This window comes from Spiroplasma endosymbiont of Eupeodes luniger (genome assembly GCF_964019525.1).
GTDB lineage: Bacteria > Bacillota_I > Bacilli_A > Mycoplasmatales > Nriv7 > Nriv7.
Genome location: NZ_OZ026453.1, coordinates 804,694 through 823,851, shown reverse-complemented (window position 1 = coordinate 823,851; position 19,158 = coordinate 804,694). Strand labels below are relative to the sequence as shown.

Genomic DNA, 19,158 nt, shown 5'->3' with positions numbered 1-19,158 from the left:
ATTTTATCAATTAACTGTTATATGATAATGTTTTCTCTGTATAAATTAATAAAAAATAAAAATCATAATAAGAAAAATAAAAAACTATATTATTAAAATCAGTGATTTTGAATTTGTATTACTTCGTTTTTTTATTTTACTGTTTCCTTAATATGAATCGTTGTTATCATTATTAATCTTAAAAAGTAGTTTTAAGATTGAATATAAATAATTATCAATTTGAAAGGAGAGAAAAATAATTAATATATCAGAATTACTAAAACCAATTACTGGTACCTTTAAAGAAGTAACTAAGTTTCTTCTGGAAAATATCGGTGAATCAATAAATAAAGCTTTAATGTATCTTATTTATATTGTCTTTGTTCAATGACCTAAAGTTATTATGGGAGCTTTAGAAAAATTAGTAATGAGTTTTGTTGATCAAAGTTTATTGGATCATGTTTTTTCTGTTGGTGTAGCAAAAGAAAATGCTAGTTTTAAAATGGCACCGCTATTATTATTTTTTGCTATTGTTGCAGGTGTTGTTATTATTGTTTCATTAATTAGTAACTTTATTACTGCTCAATTATCTGTTGAACCAATTACAATGAAACAAAAAGTAGTTGATAGTATTAAAAATTCAGCAAAAGCAGCAGCGGTAATTGTAGCGATTCCGATTTTATTTTTTATCTTTAAATTTATTGTTAATATGTTTCAAGAAATATTAAATTTTGGTTTTAAAAATATTCAAGAAGATAGTTTATATCAAAACACAATGATAAATATAATTCATGATATGGGATGAATCAAAGATAAGATAACTGGTGAACCATGGATTTTGGATGTTGATGGTAACTATAATGTTATTTTGCCAATTGTTGGTTTTGTTGGTTTTGCTGTTTGTATGGGAAAATTAGGTTTATTATTAATTACTCGTGTTTTTAGACTAGTTTTTCTTTATATGTTAGCACCATTTGCTGCTTCTAAAATGACAACCGATGGGGGTAGAACTTTTCATCTTTGAAAAGAAGAAGTAATTAATAATTTTATTCTTGTTTTAGGAATGTTTTTAGCAATAACAATTACAAGGTCAGGAATATTTCTTTTAATTGATTTTGTTGATGGTGGCAAGATGAAGTTTGGTGATGAAGAGGGTATTTATATTGCTAAGGCGGTAATTAAATTAATTATTATTATTGCGGGATTATCATTTATGTTATCATCACAAAAGTTAATTAATATTATTACTAAGGGAACAAAATCAAGTGATATCGGTAGTGTCATAAAAAATTTCCGTAATAAAGTAAAAGTTTTACGAAACGATGTTGTTGGTGATACGATGTTTAAAAAAGCTATGTTTGTTGTTAAAGCTAGTAATCCTGCTAATCATCCTAAAATGGCTATTGATATTGCTATGAAGTTAGAAAAAAAACGGAAACTAGAAAAAAATAAGAAATTACAAATAAATAAAAATATTAAAAAAATGAATAAAAAATTATAAGGAGGAAAAATAGGATGCTATCTCAGGAATTTTTAGGAAGCAAAGTAAAGCTAATAAAGAAACCGGCGTTTGTTAAAGTTATTGTTTCTAAACAATCGGGAAATTTACAAACTAGTTACGAATCTAATTTACAATATCAAGTGAATGATTTAATTATTAGTGATTTAACAGGAGAAATATGACCAGTTTCTCGTACTGTTTATGACAAGACATATATTGATGGTAGCAACTTTGATATTATTGTTTGCAAATTCATCCATAATTTAGCAAATGAAATTAAAGAGTTAAAAATTGATCAATTAATTGCAAAGCAACTATTTTTAGCAATGAAAGCTAATTGTAAAATGGAGTACTCTAATGATTGCTTAATTGGTATAAAAAAGTTTATTATTAGTGATGCTATTATTGCTAGTGAAGATGGGACTGTTATTACCAAAGAGGGCGATGTAATATTTAAAAAAGGTGATTTTATTGTAACTGGTATTGAAGGTGAGCAATGACCAATTAAAAGAGAAAAAATTGAACGGGAATACATTTATGATAATAATAGTTATCAAACTATTGAAAAATTAATTAATAGCTATTTAAGAATGCCATAAACTAACAATTTAACGAAAAAGTTAACAAATTAAAATTTAATAATTAAGAGAAAATGAGGATATATGATGACTAATGAGCAACAGAGAATTGTTGAAGAAGATAAAATTAGATTAGAAGAAGATACAATCCGATTAGAAGAAGATAAACGAAGATTACAAGAATATGAACGAAAAATTCAAGAAGATGAGTTACGAAGTAAAGAATATCAATGATGACAAGAGATTTCTAATCGTTGATTTAGAGAGGATCAACGCCGAAATCAAGAAATTGCAAGAGTTCAAGAAGAAAATATTAGAAGAGAAAATGAAACTAAGCGTCGTTGAGAAGAAGACCAATGAAGAAAGTTTGCTTTTGAAGCGATAAAAGCATCTTCACCGCAAGTTGCTTTTGAAGAAGTTGATAATTCTAAATTAATTTATGAAAATAATGGTGATAGTTCTGGTTTTAGTAGTGAAGATGGAGAATATGATGTCAATATTAGACTTCTTGCATAACCTATTAAAAAAATTACAAATATTTGTAAAAAGACAGTAATAGAAAAATATAATTTTAATTAATTATGTCTTTTATCTAAAAAATTAATATTTTGCCACAACAAAAAAATGAATTTATTATTTAAATTCTTTAATTTTAAATAAATCTTTTATGTTAAATTAATAATTGCAAATTTATAAATTGAGGCAATTAAATTAAATCTTAAACCAAATCTTTTTCTACGATTACGATATTTTTCTGTCATAATTTTAAATTTTTTAAGAATAGCAAAAATATTTTCAATAATAATTCTCATTTTTGAAACTAGTCTATTATGTTGTTTTTGTGCTTTATTTAAATGGTTTTTCATTGTTTTCTTTGTAGGTATTAGAACATTATTGTGAATTTTTTGTATTCCTTGATAACCACTATCAACTATTAATTTGGTATTTTTTAAAATTGGGATTTTTGATTCTTTAAATAAAGCATAATCATGTTTTTTCCCAAGTGAAAAACTTGTTGCAATAATTTTTCTGGTTTCTTGTTCGATAATTACTTTTGTTTTAATGGTGTGTTTTTTCTTTTTACCAGAATAAGATTGTTTTTGTCTTTTTTTGGGCGTTGGATTGGAGTTTCGGTAGCATCAATAATAATAGTTTTATCATTAAAATAATCATTTATTAGTGCTTTTTTACCAGCAAGTTGTTGAAAATCAGAGTTTTTAATTAAAATATCTTCAATTCACTTGATATTGCGATAACAATTAGCTTCACTAATTCCGAAATTTTTACCAAGATGAAAATAAGTCTGATATTCTCGTCAATATGATAAAGTCATCAATAATCTATTTTCTAGTGATAATTTATTAGTTTTACCACCTTTTTTAAATTTTTCTATTTCAGCTACTTGTAAAATATCTAACATTTTATTAAAAGTGGATTTTTTTATTCCTGTTAATCTTAACCATTCTTTATCATTAAGAGTATTAAATTTATTATTGTTCATATTTTGATATCCTCATAAATTATATTTTATAAGAATATTTTAATAAAAAAGGTATCGCAAGAAGTCTAATGAAATCAGAGTGAAGAAAAATTAATGGTTATATTGTAAAAGATATTCAACAAAGAACTATTATAACTATATATGGTGCTGTTACATATTATCGCCGAAGACATAGTTATTTTGATAAGGAAAAAAATAAACAGTGTTATACATTTTTAGTTGATCGCGAGTTTCAAGTTGAAAGAAAACAAAGAATTTCTTTGCATTTAAAATTAAAAATTTTAGAAGAAATATCTAGTGGCTCTCGGCAAGTTGATATTTTGAAATTATATCGTGTTTCTGGAATATCACAAATGACAATTTCTAATGTTATCCGACAATTTAATTTTGCTAATTTATTAAATTGTAAAAATAAATCTTATCAAAAGATTAAAGTAGATAAATATTTATATGCTTGAATTGATGTAACATTAGACTTCTTGCATAACCTATTAAAAAAATTACAAATATTTGTAAAAAGACAGTAATAGAAAAATATAATTTTAATTAATTATGTCTTTTATCTAAAAAATTAATATTTTGCCACAACAAAAAATGAATTTATTATTTAAATTCTTTAATTTTAAATAAATCTTTTATGTTAAATTAATAATTGCAAATTATAAATTGAGGCAATTAAATTAAATCTTAAACCAAATCTTTTTCTACGATTACGATATTTTTCTGTCATAATTTTAAATTTTTTAAGAATAGCAAAAATATTTTCAATAATAATTCTCATTTTTGAAACTAGTCTATTATGTTGTTTTTGTGCTTTATTTAAATGGTTTTTCTTTTTTTTCTTTGTAGGTATTAGAACATTATTGTGAATTTTTTGTATTCCTTGATAACCACTATCAACTATTAATTTGGTATTTTTTAAAATTGGGATTTTTGATTCTTTAAATAAAGCATAATCATGTTTTTTCCCAAGTGAAAAACTTGTTGCAATAATTTTTCTGGTTTCTTGTTCGATAATTACTTGTGTTTTAATGGTGTGTTTTTTTCTTTTTACCAGAATAAGATTGTTTTTGTCTTTTTTTGGGCGTTGGATTGGAGTTTCGGTAGCATCAATAATAATAGTTTTATCATTAAAATAATCATTTATTAGTGCTTTTTTACCAGCAAGTTGTTGAAAATCAGAGTTTTTAATTAAAATATCTTCAATTCACTTGATATTGCGATAACAATTAGCTTCACTAATTCCGAAATTTTTACCAAGATGAAAATAAGTCTGATATTCTCGTCAATATGATAAAATCATCAATAATCTATTTTCTAGTGATAATTTATTAGTTTTACCACCTTTTTTAAATTTTTCTATTTCAGCTACTTGTAAAATATCTAACATTTTATTAAAAGTGGATTTTTTTATTCCTGTTAATCTTAACCATTCTTTATCATTAAGAGTATTAAATTTATTATTGTTCATATTTTGATATCCTCATAAATTATATTTTATAAGAATATTTTAATAAAAAAGGTATCGCAAGAAGTCTATTTATTAAATTAAGAAATAATGGTCGTAAATCAACTAAGTATCGGTTTCGTTTAGTTACTTTTCATACTGGAAAGCAATTAACTAATTTAACAAGCACTAGAAATGAACTTATTAATAAAAGAGCATTTTGTCTTATTGTTCCTGAAAAAGAAGAAATTAATACCGAAACATTTGCTAAGCAAGTTTATAATATGGCTGATATGTTTTATGAAAATATTAAGCAAGCAAAAATTATTATTGGTGGTGATGGCGCTAAATGAATGGAAGATATTTCTAAGAGTTTAGACAATAGTGAATATGTTTTAGATTTATTTCATGGTACGAAACAATTGTATTGAAATTTAAAAAAGAAACAGAATGTCTTATATAGTAGTATCTATAACCATGCAGGAAATTTATTACGAAAAGATAGTTATTTGTAATTAATAAACTTTTTAAAAGTTAGTTCAACTTTTATGAGAACACAAGAACAAAAGCAAAAATTAAAAGCTCTGGTAAAATATTTTAAAATAAAAAAACAAGGTATTATTAATCAAGGAGCAAGTTGAAATGTTGGTGTTAATGCTGAAGGGCAAGTATCGCACATTATTAAATGATTATTAAGTTATGGTGCTAAATCTTTTAATGTTAAAACTTTTTCTAATATGCTTAATTCGCATCTGGCAAAAATAAATAATATTGATGTTATGCAAACATTACGAAATAAGAAAGAATATGAATTAGTTCAAAAATATCAATATTTACGCTATAGTAACTGAATTTCTAATTAATTAATTAATCATTATTTTAGTTATTGTTAGAAAATTAATTTTAATTATGAATTATAAGTTGTGAAAATATTTTCACTTTATCGAAAAATAAAACATTTTAGTTTGAAAAAAATATTTTTATGTTATAATTAAAGTACTTAAGAAATAAGATAGAATATATTGTATTAGTATTTATAACCCCTAGAAATTTTAATCGTATTGAGTTTAATCTCATTAATGACCTTGTATTAATTAGGTTATTTTTTATGTTATAATTACTTTGTACTTTTGTATTAATTATAAGAACAACTTTGGAGCTGTAATAGATGAAAAACACACTTATAAAAGGTCAAAAAGTTTTAATTCATGCTTATAAACATAATGGTGAAATATATCGTTCTTGGGATCACGCTATTGTTTTAGAAGAAACTAAAAATTATTTAATTTTAGTAAATGAAGCCGTTATTGTTACTGAGGTTAATGGGCGTAAGTGGAAAACTCATGAACCAGCTATTTGGTTTTTTTCTAAGAACCGATGATATAATATTATTTCAATGTTAAAAGATAATGGGATTCATTATTATTGTAATATTGCTAGTCCTTTTACTTATGATGGTAAGGCAATAAAGTTTATTGATTATGATATTGATATTAAAGTATTTCCTGATGGATATACAAAAATATTAGATTTAAAAGAGTTTAGTCGTAACAAGATAAATTGAAATTATCCTGAAAATTTGCAAAATATTATTTGGAATGAAATTGAAAGATTAAAAATCCAAATTAAAGATAAAGATGATTTATTTCATGAAAAAATAGTATTAAATCATTGAAACAATTATCAAATTAATTTTAAATAATTATTAAACTTAATTTTTTGTAGCAGCTAATAATCTAGCTGTTTTTTTTGATTTTTTAAAATATGTCAAGGGTATATGCAATAAAAGAATAGATTTTCATATTTAGAAAGTTATGACATTATAATGTTGCTTAAAAGAAGGGAGATAATAATAAATTAATGGAAACTTTAATTAAAAAAATGCGTTTAAGAAATGGTTTAACACAAACTCAATTGGCAAAAATGGTTGGGGTAAAACAGCCAACTATTAGTAGACTAGAGACTGATGCTAGTCATATATCATGAGGCCTTATTTCTAAAGTTTTAATATATTTCAGTATTAAAAATGATGAAATTACTAGTCATTTAAAAATTAGTGAGGGTGATAATATGGAGTCATTTGTTAAATTAATTTATCGCAATCCTAAATTAAGAACAATGATTAATTATGATCCAGTAAAAACTGCTAATGATTTAATTAAAATTGTTAATCGGGTTGATAGTTATGATTTAACTAATTTTATTTGAAATAATTAATAATTTTTTTATTATTAAGTTGAATTAATTTTCAATAATTTAAATAAATCTTGCTAAACTTTTATAAAGAAAGTAAAATGAAAAAAGGAGTTTAAGATAAGAAATATAGAAATGAGAGGAAAAACAAGTGATAAATAATTTAGGAAGGATTAAAGGACTGCGTTGATTATTGACAATGGTTTTACCAGTTGTCTTTATTACTAGTTGTAGTAGTCGTTATAGTATGTCATCTTTTAAAATGATTGCTAATAATCCTTTAAAGGCTCAAGATGGTGGTTTTAATCAAGCGGCTTGAGAAGGAATATTAAAAGTAGATTCTAAATTAAATGAAGCATTAGATGTCTTATACCCTGATACACAAGATGATCCTAATATGATTACTCCTGCAATTACAAAAACTATTGATGATGGTTATCTAGCTGTCGTGCTTCCGGGCTTTACATATGTTAAAACTGTTCTTCAACCTAATTTTTTTGATGTATACAATAATACATATTTTCTAACGGTTGATCTTACTGTTTATGAAATGATTAAATCATTAAATACTAAAGCGGTTGATAAATATTATGAAATTTCAGTTGATGAATCAAAACCAGGGTTTGCGGCGGCAATTGATGTAGCGGGACAAATTTTACAGCGTTTTAAGGTTGATAAAGATAATATGGGATTACCCGTTATTAAAAATGGTGATAACATTACTGTGAAAATGACTGGTATTGGAGGATTAAATATTCCAGCGATTAAAAACTATATGATTGGTTTTAATAAAGGTTTACGATGGTTTAGTGATAATATTTTGGCTAATGATATTGATGCTAAGAATGACAAATTACGATTTGAGTGATTTGCTGGAACTTTTAATGGTGGTTTTGGAACAAATGATGCTATTAAGGCTGCTCAAAGCAATACTAATAATGCTATTAACAATAATGTTGGTGTTATTTTTAATATTTCTGTTCCTGAAGGAAGTACAATTTTAAAACAAATAGCAGCGGCTAATACTAATACTTGATTTGTTGGTGTTGATGTTGACCAAGCGAATGATAAGAATTTGGCAGGATATAAACATTTAATTAAGTCATCAGCTTTAAAAGATGTGTCTTTTGCTGTTAAAACTGTATTGGATGCGATTAATTATCGTATTAAAAATAATAATGCTATTGATGATAAAAATGAGTATTCCACTCCGGGAACTAAATCATTTATTTGAGAAGAAACTAAGCAGGTTTCTTTAGTACCAATGAATGGTAAAGATTTTGATAATTTTTATAGTGAAAGAGTTGGCAATGATAAATTAGTTGCTTTAAAAAAAGCATTGGCTATTAGTATTGAAGATTTAAGGAAATGTAATCGAACAAATATGCTAGGAGATATTGCTAATGAAAGTGTTTGCGAAGAAGCAAAGTGGTAAGGTAGGATATATTAAATGCATAGTGAAATAAAGAACAAAAAAGCTGTGGAATTAATTAAAGTTTCAAAGATTTATTCTAATGGTATTGTTGCTAATAAAAATATCAATTTAGATCTTAAATATGGTGAAATTCATGCGATTTTAGGTGAAAATGGTTCTGGTAAGTCTACTTTGATGAAAACACTTTTTGGTTTGCATCAACCAACTTCTGGAGTCATTAAAATTGATGGTGAAGTAATTTGCATCACTTCACCTAATATTGCTACTGATTTAGGTATTGGGATGGTACATCAACATTTTCAATTAATTAATAATTTTTCGGTTTTAGATAATATTATTCTTGGTTATGAGTTAAAAGATAAAGCAAAAATTAATCAATTAAATTATTTCTTCTCCATTTATATAAGTTATATTGATAAAATTGAATTAGCAAAAATTGCAAAAATTAAAGGTGATTTTTTTAATTATAAGAAACATAAATGTGAAGCAAAAATTTTCCATAAAGCTAAAAAAATAGATTTTAAAGTTGCAAAAAAAATAAAAAAAATTAATGATTGACATCATAAAGAACAAAATAAGAAACTTAATGCTCAGAAAGTTAAAGATTTAGAACATAAATATCAAGAACTTCTTGAAAAATTTAATTTATTTAATAAAACGATGGCTTATAAATTAGAAAAATTGGAATATAAATTAACTGATATTATTATTGCTTTAAAAAATAAATATAATAATCGTGTTGAAAATAATGCTGATACAGAAATAATTATCTGTAGTAAAATTGAACAACTTAAAAAAAGAATGAATTTTTATCGTAGCTTTTTACATCGGATGAAAAGAAAATGACAAACAAGATTTTGATTAAATTCTCGTGAAGCTAATAAAAGAATTGAACAAATTTGTGAGAAAATGAATTTTAAAATTAATTTGAAAGAAAAAGTTAATAATATTTCTATTTATGACCAACAAAAAGTAGAAATTTTAAAAGTGTTATATCGTGATGCTAAAATATTAATTTTAGATGAACCGACAGCAGTTTTAACACCTCAGGAAATAGATGATTTGATGAAAATGCTTTTAGAATTTAAATCGCAAGGTAAAGCGATTCTTATTATTACTCATAAATTAAATGAAATTAAAGCAATTGCTGATCGTTGTACAATAATTAGACAAGGTGAGTATATTGATACGGTTAATGTTAAAAAAACATCAGTTGATAAATTAGCTGAGAAAATGGTTGGAAGAAAAATAAGTTTTTCTTTAAAGAAAAAACCTCTTAAATTAGGCAAAAAGTTATTAGTTCTTAAAAATATTAATACTTTAAGTAAAACTAAAGTTAATATATTAAAAAATTTTAGTTTAACAATTAATCGTGGTGAAATTTTGGGTATTACTGGGATTGAAGGCAATGGTCAAGAAGATATTGTTAATATTATTTGTCGTCATTTAAATCCTGTTAGTGGTGAAGTAATGTTATTTGATGAATTAGATGTTGTTAATAAGGTTACTAATAAGTTAAAACAAATTAAAGAAAAAGAAGCAATATTAAAAGATAGTAATATTAAAGTTGGTCAGAAAATACCATGAGAGTATAATTTATTGCGATTAGATACTAAAGATACATATAATTTAGGAATTCATCATATTCCTGCTGATCGTCAAAAGCAAGGTTTAGTTTTAGAAATGAATTTATGAGAAAATATTTCGTTGCGTGATCAATTTAATCGTAAATATACTAATTATGGATTATTAAATCTTGCTAAAATTAAAGAGAAAACGCAAGAAATAATTAATAACTTTGATGTTCGTGGCGCTAAAAGTGTTCAAAATACAGCTAAAGAGTTATCTGGTGGTAATCAACAAAAAGTAGTTATTGGCCGAGAACTATCAGAAAGTCCTAAGTTAATTATTGCTGAACAACCAACACGAGGATTAGATGTGGGTGCTATTGAATATATTTATGAATCCTTATTAAAACAAAGAGATCAAGGTAATGCTGTGCTTTTAATTTCATATGAATTAGATGAAGTAATAAATTTATCTGATCGGATTATTGCTATTAATAATGGTAAAAATATGGGTGAAGTTAAAGCGAATAATGTTACCAAAGAGAAATTAGGTTTAATGATGGCGGGGGTGAATTTTAAAGATGAGTAAATATAAAAAAATATTTTTTCCCATATTATCAATTGTAGTAGCTTTTATTATTGGATTATTCCTTTTATTAATTAGTAATGATCCATTAGCAAAATATAAAATTGGTGATTTACTATGAGGTAATTTTCGTAGTAAAAATGCATTTTTAGATTTTTTAGGATATTTTTCTGTTTATGGCTTAGTAGGAATTGCTGTTGCAATTGGATTTAGAGGTGGAATATTTAATATTGGTGTTTCAGGACAAATGATGTTTGCTGGGGTGATGTCTTATATTGCTTTGAGTTGAGGGAATGCTGATGCTTTAAATCCTTTCTTTGTCTTTATAATTTGTATATTATCAGCAATGGCACTAGGATTACTTACGGCAGTATTAAAAGTTTATGCTAATATTCATGAAGTTGTTGCAACGATAATGTTAAATTGAGCGGCCTTATATTTTTATCAATTTGTTTTAGAAAGTGGGCCTGCTCTTGAAACTAATGGCGCATCAATTGGTTTTCCTAATCATTTATTAATAAATTTAAATTTAAAGGAAGTTGTTACTTCGCCTTTTAATATAGGGATTTTTATTACAATAATTTTAATTGCTGGTTTTTGATTTATTTTTAAATTTACTAGTTTAGGATATAAAATTAAAATTAGTGGTAGTAATCCTTTGGCTACAAAGTATGCTGGCGTTAAGTATAATAAAATTGTAATTTATACAATGTTAATTTCTTCGTGTGTTGCTGGAATTGCTGGTTTTGTTTATTACTATGGGATGGTACGGTTTTTGCCCGTACAATCTATTCCATTAAATATTGGTTTTGATGGCATTACTGTGGCGTTATTAGCAAATAATAGTTTTATTGGTATTATTTTCTCAGCATTATTTGTTAGTGCTGTGTATGCACAAAAAGTTGTTATGTCAGGTAATAAAGAAATTGTTGAGACGATTATTGCTATTGCCTTATTATCAATTGCTTTAGGAACATATTTTTTAGTTAAACCAAAATCAAAAATAACAAAGTGATATTTACAATTAATGGGTGCAAGACAACTGAGATTACCATATAGTTATCATGGAATTAATAAGTGGTATTTAAAGTTTTTACGATTTAAAGATTTTATTCAACTTGAAATTTATTATCTTTTAAATAAAATTGATATTTATTATGAATATTTTGAAGCTCATACTAGAAATTGATTAAAACTTATTTTTATGAGAAATCGTGCATTATATTTATCACAAAAGTTATTAATTAATGTTAATAAAGAAATGAATATTATTGAACGTTGAAAAGAATATGAAGAAATATCAGAACAAAAAATTAATTTTGCAAAGCAATTTTTTAAAGAAGACAAAATAAAAATTAAAAAGTTGAATAGTAAAGAAAATAAAATTATCGGTTTAACAAAAAAAATTATTTTAATTAAACAAAAACTAATTTTAAAATTGCATAATAATAATATGACATTAGTAATTGATGAATATGAAAACAGTTATGAAGCAAAAGAAAAAAAGATTTTAGACTTAAATAAAATAATTAATGATTCTAATCTTTCATTGTTTCAAAGATGATATTATAAATTACAGTTGCAAAAACTCACAAAATCACAATTAAGAAATGCATCGCATTTTATTAGTAAGAAGACTTTAATTGAAGAAATAACGAAGGAGGTAAAGAGAGATGCTTAATTCAGTTTTTGGAACTTCTTTAATAAGTGGTCTACCTTTAATTAGTATTTTTATGATTACTGCTATTGCTGCTTTAATTTCTGAGCGAGCAGGTGTAATTAATATTGGTTTGGAAGGACAGATGGTATTTGCTGGTTTTGGTTATTCATTAGTTACTTATCGTCATTATGATGTTAATAATTTAAATAATCATCATTTAGCAGTAATAGCAATTATTGTTGGCATTCTTTTTGGAATGATAATATCGTTGCTTCATTCACTAATGGTATTAAAATTTAAAATTAATCATATTATTTCTGGGACAGTTGTTAATGTTGCTGGCTCTGCTATTGCCGCGATGGGAGCAACATTATTAAATAATCGTGCTAATATTTCAAGTAATATTCAATACATTCCTTGAAAAATAGATAGTTTAATTTTTTATCCGTTTATTATTTTAATTATTGTAATTGCTATTATTTGTTTATTAGTTTTTAGTAAGTTTGGGTTGCGTTTAAAATCAGTCGGCGAAAATCCTTGAGCTAGTGAATCTGTTGGGATTAATGTTATTCGTTATAAATTTGTTGCGATTACAATTTCGGGAGCTTTAGCTGGATTAAGTGGTTCATTATATGTTATAACCCAAAATATTTTTATGCCAACAGCAGGAGGCTATGGTTTTATTGCTATTGCAATTATGATTCTCGCTCGTTGAAATGGATGGTTTATTATATTAAGTTCATTTATTTTAGGATATGTAATTCAGTTAACATATGAAGCAGCTGCTGTTCCTGATATTACTAAACATATTAATCCCCAATTGTTAAAATCATTAATTTACTTGTCACCATTAGTATCATTATTAATTTTTCGGTTTATTTATAATAAAAAAATTACAGGTGCACCAAGTGCTTTAGGAATAAATTATTCGGTGGATAGTTGTTAGTCTTTGATAAGTAATAGACTTCTTGCATAACCTATTAAAAAAATTACAAATATTTGTAAAAAGACAGTAATAGAAAAATATAATTTTAATTAATTATGTCTTTTATCTAAAAAATTAATATTTTGCCACAACAAAAAATGAATTTATTATTTAAATTCTTTAATTTTAAATAAATCTTTTATGTTAAATTAATAATTGCAAATTATAAATTGAGGCAATTAAATTAAATCTTAAACCAAATCTTTTTCTACGATTACGATATTTTTCTGTCATAATTTTAAATTTTTTAAGAATAGCAAAAATATTTTCAATAATAATTCTCATTTTTGAAACTAGTCTATTATGTTGTTTTTGTGCTTTATTTAAATGGTTTTTCTTTGTTTTCTTTGTAGGTATTAGAACATTATTGTGAATTTTTTGTATTCCTTGATAACCACTATCAACTATTAATTTGGTATTTTTTAAAATTGGGATTTTTGATTCTTTAAATAAAGCATAATCATGTTTTTTCCCAAGTGAAAAACTTGTTGCAATAATTTTTCTGGTTTCTTGTTCGATAATTACTTTTGTTTTAATGGTGTGTTTTTTCTTTTTACCAGAATAAGATTGTTTTTGTCTTTTTTTGGGCGTTGGATTGGAGTTTCGGTAGCATCAATAATAATAGTTTTATCATTAAAATAATCATTTATTAGTGCTTTTTTACCAGCAAGTTGTTGAAAATCAGAGTTTTTAATTAAAATATCTTCAATTCACTTGATATTGCGATAACAATTAGCTTCACTAATTCCGAAATTTTTACCAAGATGAAAATAAGTCTGATATTCTCGTCAATATGATAAAGTCATCAATAATCTATTTTCTAGTGATAATTTATTAGTTTTACCACCTTTTTTAAATTTTTCTATTTCAGCTACTTGTAAAATATCTAACATTTTATTAAAAGTGGATTTTTTTATTCCTGTTAATCTTAACCATTCTTTATCATTAAGAGTATTAAATTTATTATTGTTCATATTTTGATATCCTCATAAATTATATTTTATAAGAATATTTTAATAAAAAAGGTATCGCAAGAAGTCTAATTATTAATATTAAAAAGTGGTATAATAACGATATTAAAATATAAAGAGGAGTAAAAGAATGACGCCACATATTAGTGCTAAAAAAGAGGACATTGCCCCAATAGTTTTAATGCCCGGAGATCCAATTAGAGCAAAATATATTGCAACAAATTATTTGCAAGATGTGCAATTAGTAAATAGTGTTCGTAATATGTTAATGTATACAGGAATATATCAAGGGAAAAGAATAACTATTGTTGGTAGTGGTATGGGTTGTCCTTCAATTGGTATTTACTCATATGAATTATTTAAATTTTATGATGTTGATGTAATTATTAGAATTGGAAGTGCAGGTGCATATGACGAAAAGTTAAAACTGTATGATGTTATTAATGTAAGTTCGGTGTATGGTGAAAATAATTATGCTAAAATTGTTGGTGCAACAAATGGTGATATTATTGAAGCCAATCCTAATATTTATGAATTAATTAAAAAAACAGCAAGTGATAAAAATATTAACATTATATCTGGAAGGGTACATTGTTCTGATGTTTTTTATCGTAAAAATTTTGAAGAATATAAAAGATTTTTAAGTGAAAAACAAACTATTGCTGTAGAAATGGAAACTTTTGCGTTATTTGCTAATGCAAAAGTGTTAAATAAGCAAGCAGGATGTATTTTAACTGTATCTGATTCGTTAGTAACAAAAGAGGCTACTACGACTGAAGAACGCGAACAATCATTTGATAAGATGATGATGTTAGCTTTAAAAACAGCAGTTAATTTTTATAAACAAGATGTTTAAAGAAAAAGGGGAATTTTTATAAAGAGGTGTTTCTCAAACTAATGGATAAATATAGTATTGATAGTTTTTTAATTTTAGTTAAAACAAATGTTTCTATTGATCAAGTTGTTAAGCCTTTTGTTAAAACAATAGATAAACAAACTTTGCATAAAATTAAATGACTTTATATTTCAGAACATAAAATTAATGATGAATCTTATTTAACTATTGCTTTAAATGAGTTTACTTTTAATTTTATTAAAAAGTTAAAAAAGTGTGATTGGATTTTAGTTCATAAATATATTTTAAAAGATAAATTTCATAATGAAAATTATAAGGTTGTTAGTTGTGAAATCGGATTTTATAAATATAAATTAATTAATACGGTATATCATTGTCATCGTATCGATGAACAAACTTCAATTGATAGTAATTTATGAAAAGTATTAAGTGAAAAAAAGCAACAAATTTTGCTTGAATTTTTAGTTGCTTTACGAAAAAAAAGAAAAATGGATTTTTTAATTTTAAATGATATTTTTAGTAGTACAACGGAAAAGGAAATTGCTAATCAAGTTTGTGAACAGGCTAATAGTTATAAGAAGCATTATCAGTTATTACGAATTGGGCAAGATATTATTGCTTGCTTAGGGCGATTAAAAAATATTATTGATTTTTATATTGAGGATGGTAGTATTAATTTTGCTTTGAAAGATAATGAAATTATTAATCAAAAAGTATTAAATGAATTAGAAATTGTTAAAAAAACAAAAACTAGTGCTAAAAATCTTACAAGTCTTTTTATAAATCATGATATGGAAGCGCTTTATCAAATAATGAAAAAGATTATTCGTGATAATCCGTGTTCATTGTATGTAAGTTCAGGTTAATAGATAATAAAAATCATTCTCATATGAGAATGATTTTTATTTTTTCTTTTTAGAAACATCTTTTAAGCGATTATTAATTATTTGTCAAGTTAATCTTGCAATCATTGCAGCATTATCAGTACAGTATTTGTTATTAGGAATAATAACTGTGGTATTTTTTGTTGCTAAGTTTTCAACCTTAGTTCGTAAAACACTGTTAGCAGCAACGCCGCCGACTACTGTTATCATTTTTGGATGATATTTTTTCATTGCCATTGTTAATTTTTTAATTAAAATATTAGTTGCTTGTTCTTGAAAAGAACAAGCAATATCTTCTTTTCTAAATTGTAATTGGCGAGCATTTAATTTTTTAATTAAATTTGCTACTGCAGATTTTAAACCACTAAATGAAAAGTCAAAACTGTTATCATTTTTCCCTAAGGGCAGTTCAAAAATATTTTGTCCTTTTTTTGCTATTTTATCAATTATTGGTCCACCTGGATATTCAAGTTCCAATAACCTTGCTACTTTATCATAAGCTTCACCGACAGCATCATCATAAGTTTCTCCTAAAATATGGAAATCAAGATGCTTTTTCATTAAAACTAATTGCGTATGGCCACCGGATACTACTAAGATTATTAAGGGAAACTTAAATTCATTATTAATGGCAGCGCTATAAATATGACCTTCAATATGATTACAAGCAATAAGTGGTTTTTTTAACATTAATGATATTGTTTGAGCGCAAACTTTACCGATATGAAGTGAACCACTTAATCCCGGATGGTCAGTATAACCGATGTAGTCAATATCATTATATTGGATTTGTGCTTGTTTAATGGCTTCTTTTAAAACATAACTAATTTTAGAAATATGAAGTCTTGAAGCAATTTCAGGAACAACCCCACCATATTGTTGATGATTAGCTATTTGTGAAAAAATAATATTGCTTTTAACTTTTTTATCTTTATATATCGCTATTGCTGTTTCATCACAACTTGTTTCAATAGCTAAGATGGTCATATTTTTTCTCCTTAATTAATAACAATAATTGAATTACCTATTTCGTTAATATTGGGTAATGATTTATTGTTTGTAATAAATATATCACATTCCTTTAAATTGGCGTATTTAATAAAACCAATTGTATTAATACTATCATTTTCAGCAATAATAATTTTACTATTAGAAGCACTTAATACTTTTTGTTTCAGTTGTGCTTCTTCTTCATTTTTAGCATATAAATCATAAGTATTAGAAATATTCTTAATATTAAGAATGCATTTACTGAATTTTACATTTTCTAAATTTGCTAAGCTATGACTTCCTACTAAAACTTTACTTTCAGCTAAATGGCGACCACCAATTAAAATAGTATCTAAAATATTTTTATTATTAATTGCTTGTTTAAAAATTTCAATACTGTTTGTAAATAAATAAACTGGTTTATTTATTAGACTTCTTGCGATACCTTTTTTATTAAAATATTCTTATAAAATATAATTTATGAGGATATCAAAATATGAACAATAATAAATTTAATACTCTTAATGATAAAGAATGGTTAAGATTAACAGGAATAAAAAAATCTACTTTTAATAAAATGTTAGATATTTTACAAGTAGCTGAAATAGAAAAATTTAAAAAAGGTGGTAAAACTAATAAATTATCACTAGAAAATAGATTATTGATGACTTTATCATATTGACGAGAATATCAGACTTATTTTCATCTTGGTAAAAATTTCGGAATTAGTGAAGCTAATTGTTATCGGAATATCAAGTGAATTGAAGATATTTTAATTAAAAACTCTGATTTTCAACAACTTGCTGGTAAAAAAGCACTAATAAATGATTATTTTAATGATAAAACTATTATTATTGATGCTACCGAAACTCCAATCCAACGCCCAAAAAAAGACAAAAACAATCTTATTCTGGTAAAAAGAAAAAACACACCATTAAAACACAAGTAATTATCGAACAAGAAACCAGAAAAATTATTGCAACAAGTTTTTCACTTGGGAAAAAACATGATTATGCTTTATTTAAAGAATCAAAAATCCCAATTTTAAAAAATACCAAATTAATAGTTGATAGTGGTTATCAAGGAATACAAAAAATTCACAATAATGTTCTAATACCTACAAAGAAAACAAAGAAAAACCATTTAAATAAAGCACAAAAACAACATAATAGACTAGCTTCAAAAATGAGAATTATTATTGAAAATATTTTTGCTATTCTTAAAAAATTTAAAATTATGACAGAAAAATATCGTAATCGTAGAAAAAGATTTGGTTTAAGATTTAATTTAATTGCCTCAATTTATAATTTGCAATTATTAATTTAACATAAAAGATTTATTTAAAATTAAAGAATTTAAATAATAAATTCATTTTTTGTTGTGGCAAAATATTAATTTTTTAGATAAAAGACATAATTAATTAAAATTATATTTTTCTATTACTGTCTTTTTACAAATATTTGTAATTTTTTTAATAGGTTATGCAAGAAGTCTATTGTGTATGAAAATAAATAATCGGGGGTCTAAAATGATATGAAAAGATTATTTAAAATATTAGGAGCGATTGCTTGCAATAGTAGTGTAATAATAAATTTTATCGCTTGTAGTTCTAGTGATAGCCTGACAACACCAGCAACAAAATCATTACATTTAAGCAAATTAGATATAAATATAAATATGGAAAATGTTGAATTAATTAATTGACGCTTATCTAACACCTTAATGATATTGAAAGAAGATTCTTCGCAACAAGCTTTTGTTTTTGATGTGAATGCTAATAATAAGTTAACTAGTTTAAATCAAAAAAATTGATAATTTTTGACGCTTATCGGATACTACGGGAATATTTAAAGAAAACTTGCAAGGAAAAGCGTCCTTTTTTGATAATAATAAGTTAAGTAGTTTCAATGAAACTGTTATTAATTTTTGAAGCTTATCAAATACGAGAGCAATAATTGGTGATAGTAAGTAACAATCGTTATTTTTTGATGGTGCTGCTAATAATAAAATAACTAATTTAAATA

General features: G+C 24.8%; 25 protein-coding genes and 1 pseudogene. 18 read left to right on the top strand and 8 right to left on the bottom strand.

Annotation, left to right across the window (positions count from 1 at the left end):
- Window positions 1-337 precede the first annotated feature (337 nt).
- From AACK86_RS04810 to AACK86_RS04800, 3 genes are all read left to right on the top strand, one after another.
- Window positions 338-1,480: an Mbov_0396 family ICE element transmembrane protein gene (locus AACK86_RS04810; RefSeq protein WP_338981685.1), complete on the top strand. Its 1,143-nt coding sequence runs from the start codon at window positions 338-340 to the stop codon at window positions 1,478-1,480.
- Between the two features lie 14 nt (window positions 1,481-1,494).
- Entirely contained in the window at window positions 1,495-2,079 is a 585-nt protein-coding gene (locus AACK86_RS04805) for a hypothetical protein (RefSeq protein ID WP_338981684.1), read from the top strand.
- A gap of 66 nt (window positions 2,080-2,145) precedes the next feature.
- Window positions 2,146-2,574 carry a hypothetical protein gene (locus AACK86_RS04800; protein ID WP_338981683.1) on the top strand — a complete coding sequence of 143 codons (429 nt, stop codon included), beginning with the start codon at window positions 2,146-2,148 and terminating at the stop codon, window positions 2,572-2,574.
- Window positions 2,575-2,723: 149 nt separating this feature from the next.
- Here the strand turns inward: AACK86_RS04800 and AACK86_RS07885 are convergent, their stop codons facing one another.
- Window positions 2,724-3,122: a transposase family protein gene (locus AACK86_RS07885; protein ID WP_422398380.1), complete on the bottom strand. Its 399-nt coding sequence runs from the start codon at window positions 3,120-3,122 to the stop codon at window positions 2,724-2,726.
- Window positions 3,107-3,559, bottom strand: coding sequence for a transposase family protein (locus AACK86_RS07880; protein ID WP_422398231.1), 453 nt, complete (start codon window positions 3,557-3,559; stop codon window positions 3,107-3,109). The genes AACK86_RS07885 and AACK86_RS07880 overlap by 16 nt, the downstream gene beginning before the upstream one ends.
- Before the next feature lie 68 nt (window positions 3,560-3,627).
- On the opposite strand from AACK86_RS07880, the gene AACK86_RS04790 reads away from it, so the two are divergent.
- Window positions 3,628-4,086 carry a UPF0236 family transposase-like protein gene (locus tag AACK86_RS04790; protein ID WP_338981681.1) on the top strand — a complete coding sequence of 153 codons (459 nt, stop codon included), beginning with the start codon at window positions 3,628-3,630 and terminating at the stop codon, window positions 4,084-4,086.
- A 113-nt stretch (window positions 4,087-4,199) separates the two neighbouring features.
- Here the strand turns inward: AACK86_RS04790 and AACK86_RS04785 are convergent, their stop codons facing one another.
- A complete protein-coding gene (locus tag AACK86_RS04785) occupies window positions 4,200-5,030 on the bottom strand; it encodes an IS5 family transposase (protein WP_338981641.1) in 831 nt (276 codons plus the stop codon).
- 19 nt (window positions 5,031-5,049) lie between these two features.
- Window positions 5,050-5,196, bottom strand: coding sequence for a hypothetical protein (locus AACK86_RS04780; RefSeq protein ID WP_338981680.1), 147 nt, complete (start codon window positions 5,194-5,196; stop codon window positions 5,050-5,052).
- 94 nt (window positions 5,197-5,290) lie between these two features.
- On the opposite strand from AACK86_RS04780, the gene AACK86_RS04775 reads away from it, so the two are divergent.
- The 9 genes and pseudogenes from AACK86_RS04775 to AACK86_RS04740 all read left to right on the top strand — a co-directional run bounded on the left by AACK86_RS04775 (window position 5,291) and on the right by AACK86_RS04740 (window position 13,394).
- Window positions 5,291-5,521, top strand: a complete 231-nt coding sequence (locus tag AACK86_RS04775) for a UPF0236 family transposase-like protein (protein WP_338981679.1) — start codon at window positions 5,291-5,293, stop codon at window positions 5,519-5,521.
- Window positions 5,522-5,554: 33 nt separating this feature from the next.
- Window positions 5,555-5,869, top strand: coding sequence for a hypothetical protein (locus AACK86_RS04770; RefSeq protein ID WP_338981678.1), 315 nt, complete (start codon window positions 5,555-5,557; stop codon window positions 5,867-5,869).
- A gap of 305 nt (window positions 5,870-6,174) precedes the next feature.
- Window positions 6,175-6,708, top strand: a complete 534-nt coding sequence (locus AACK86_RS04765) for a DUF402 domain-containing protein (protein WP_338981677.1) — start codon at window positions 6,175-6,177, stop codon at window positions 6,706-6,708.
- A gap of 158 nt (window positions 6,709-6,866) precedes the next feature.
- The gene (locus AACK86_RS04760) at window positions 6,867-7,223 is read left to right on the top strand and encodes a helix-turn-helix transcriptional regulator (RefSeq protein WP_338981676.1); all 357 of its coding nucleotides are present in this window, start codon (window positions 6,867-6,869) and stop codon (window positions 7,221-7,223) included.
- A gap of 127 nt (window positions 7,224-7,350) precedes the next feature.
- Entirely contained in the window at window positions 7,351-8,634 is a 1,284-nt protein-coding gene (locus AACK86_RS04755) for a hypothetical protein (protein ID WP_338981675.1), read from the top strand.
- 15 nt (window positions 8,635-8,649) lie between these two features.
- A pseudogene (locus AACK86_RS07875) lies at window positions 8,650-8,985 on the top strand (ATP-binding cassette domain-containing protein); the annotation flags it as partial.
- 309 nt (window positions 8,986-9,294) lie between these two features.
- The gene (locus AACK86_RS04750) at window positions 9,295-10,791 is read left to right on the top strand and encodes an ABC transporter ATP-binding protein (protein ID WP_422398379.1); all 1,497 of its coding nucleotides are present in this window, start codon (window positions 9,295-9,297) and stop codon (window positions 10,789-10,791) included.
- Window positions 10,784-12,469 carry an ABC transporter permease gene (locus AACK86_RS04745; RefSeq protein WP_338981673.1) on the top strand — a complete coding sequence of 562 codons (1,686 nt, stop codon included), beginning with the start codon at window positions 10,784-10,786 and terminating at the stop codon, window positions 12,467-12,469. The genes AACK86_RS04750 and AACK86_RS04745 overlap by 8 nt, the downstream gene beginning before the upstream one ends.
- Window positions 12,462-13,394, top strand: a complete 933-nt coding sequence (locus AACK86_RS04740; RefSeq protein ID WP_338966758.1) for an ABC transporter permease — start codon at window positions 12,462-12,464, stop codon at window positions 13,392-13,394. The genes AACK86_RS04745 and AACK86_RS04740 overlap by 8 nt, the downstream gene beginning before the upstream one ends.
- Before the next feature lie 183 nt (window positions 13,395-13,577).
- On the opposite strand, the gene AACK86_RS07870 is transcribed toward AACK86_RS04740, so the two are convergent.
- Both AACK86_RS07870 and AACK86_RS07865 read right to left on the bottom strand, forming a co-directional pair.
- Window positions 13,578-13,970, bottom strand: coding sequence for a transposase family protein (locus AACK86_RS07870; protein ID WP_422398378.1), 393 nt, complete (start codon window positions 13,968-13,970; stop codon window positions 13,578-13,580).
- Window positions 13,955-14,407 (bottom strand): transposase family protein, encoded by a 453-nt coding sequence (locus AACK86_RS07865; protein ID WP_422398231.1) that lies wholly within the window; start codon window positions 14,405-14,407, stop codon window positions 13,955-13,957. Before AACK86_RS07865 ends, AACK86_RS07870 begins: the two co-directional genes overlap by 16 nt.
- Before the next feature lie 127 nt (window positions 14,408-14,534).
- On the opposite strand from AACK86_RS07865, the gene deoD reads away from it, so the two are divergent.
- Both deoD and AACK86_RS04725 read left to right on the top strand, forming a co-directional pair.
- Window positions 14,535-15,260 (top strand): purine-nucleoside phosphorylase, encoded by a 726-nt coding sequence (gene deoD / locus AACK86_RS04730; RefSeq protein ID WP_338981671.1) that lies wholly within the window; start codon window positions 14,535-14,537, stop codon window positions 15,258-15,260.
- A gap of 41 nt (window positions 15,261-15,301) precedes the next feature.
- Window positions 15,302-16,126, top strand: a complete 825-nt coding sequence (locus AACK86_RS04725; protein ID WP_338981670.1) for a hypothetical protein — start codon at window positions 15,302-15,304, stop codon at window positions 16,124-16,126.
- Between the two features lie 36 nt (window positions 16,127-16,162).
- Here AACK86_RS04725 and tsaD read toward each other — a convergent pair whose 3' ends face one another.
- Window positions 16,163-17,131, bottom strand: coding sequence for a tRNA (adenosine(37)-N6)-threonylcarbamoyltransferase complex transferase subunit TsaD (gene tsaD, locus AACK86_RS04720; RefSeq protein WP_338981669.1), 969 nt, complete (start codon window positions 17,129-17,131; stop codon window positions 16,163-16,165).
- Window positions 17,132-17,142: 11 nt separating this feature from the next.
- Window positions 17,143-17,523 (bottom strand): hypothetical protein, encoded by a 381-nt coding sequence (locus AACK86_RS07860; RefSeq protein ID WP_422398377.1) that lies wholly within the window; start codon window positions 17,521-17,523, stop codon window positions 17,143-17,145.
- 107 nt (window positions 17,524-17,630) lie between these two features.
- On the opposite strand from AACK86_RS07860, the gene AACK86_RS07855 reads away from it, so the two are divergent.
- The 3 genes from AACK86_RS07855 to AACK86_RS04710 all read left to right on the top strand — a co-directional run bounded on the left by AACK86_RS07855 (window position 17,631) and on the right by AACK86_RS04710 (window position 18,949).
- Window positions 17,631-18,083, top strand: coding sequence for a transposase family protein (locus AACK86_RS07855; protein WP_338982632.1), 453 nt, complete (start codon window positions 17,631-17,633; stop codon window positions 18,081-18,083).
- Complete coding sequence (locus AACK86_RS07850; protein WP_422398376.1) at window positions 18,068-18,460, top strand: transposase; 393 nt, start codon at window positions 18,068-18,070, stop codon at window positions 18,458-18,460. The genes AACK86_RS07855 and AACK86_RS07850 overlap by 16 nt, the downstream gene beginning before the upstream one ends.
- Window positions 18,461-18,667: 207 nt before the next feature.
- Window positions 18,668-18,949, top strand: coding sequence for a hypothetical protein (locus tag AACK86_RS04710; RefSeq protein WP_338981667.1), 282 nt, complete (start codon window positions 18,668-18,670; stop codon window positions 18,947-18,949).
- Window positions 18,950-19,158 lie beyond the last annotated feature (209 nt).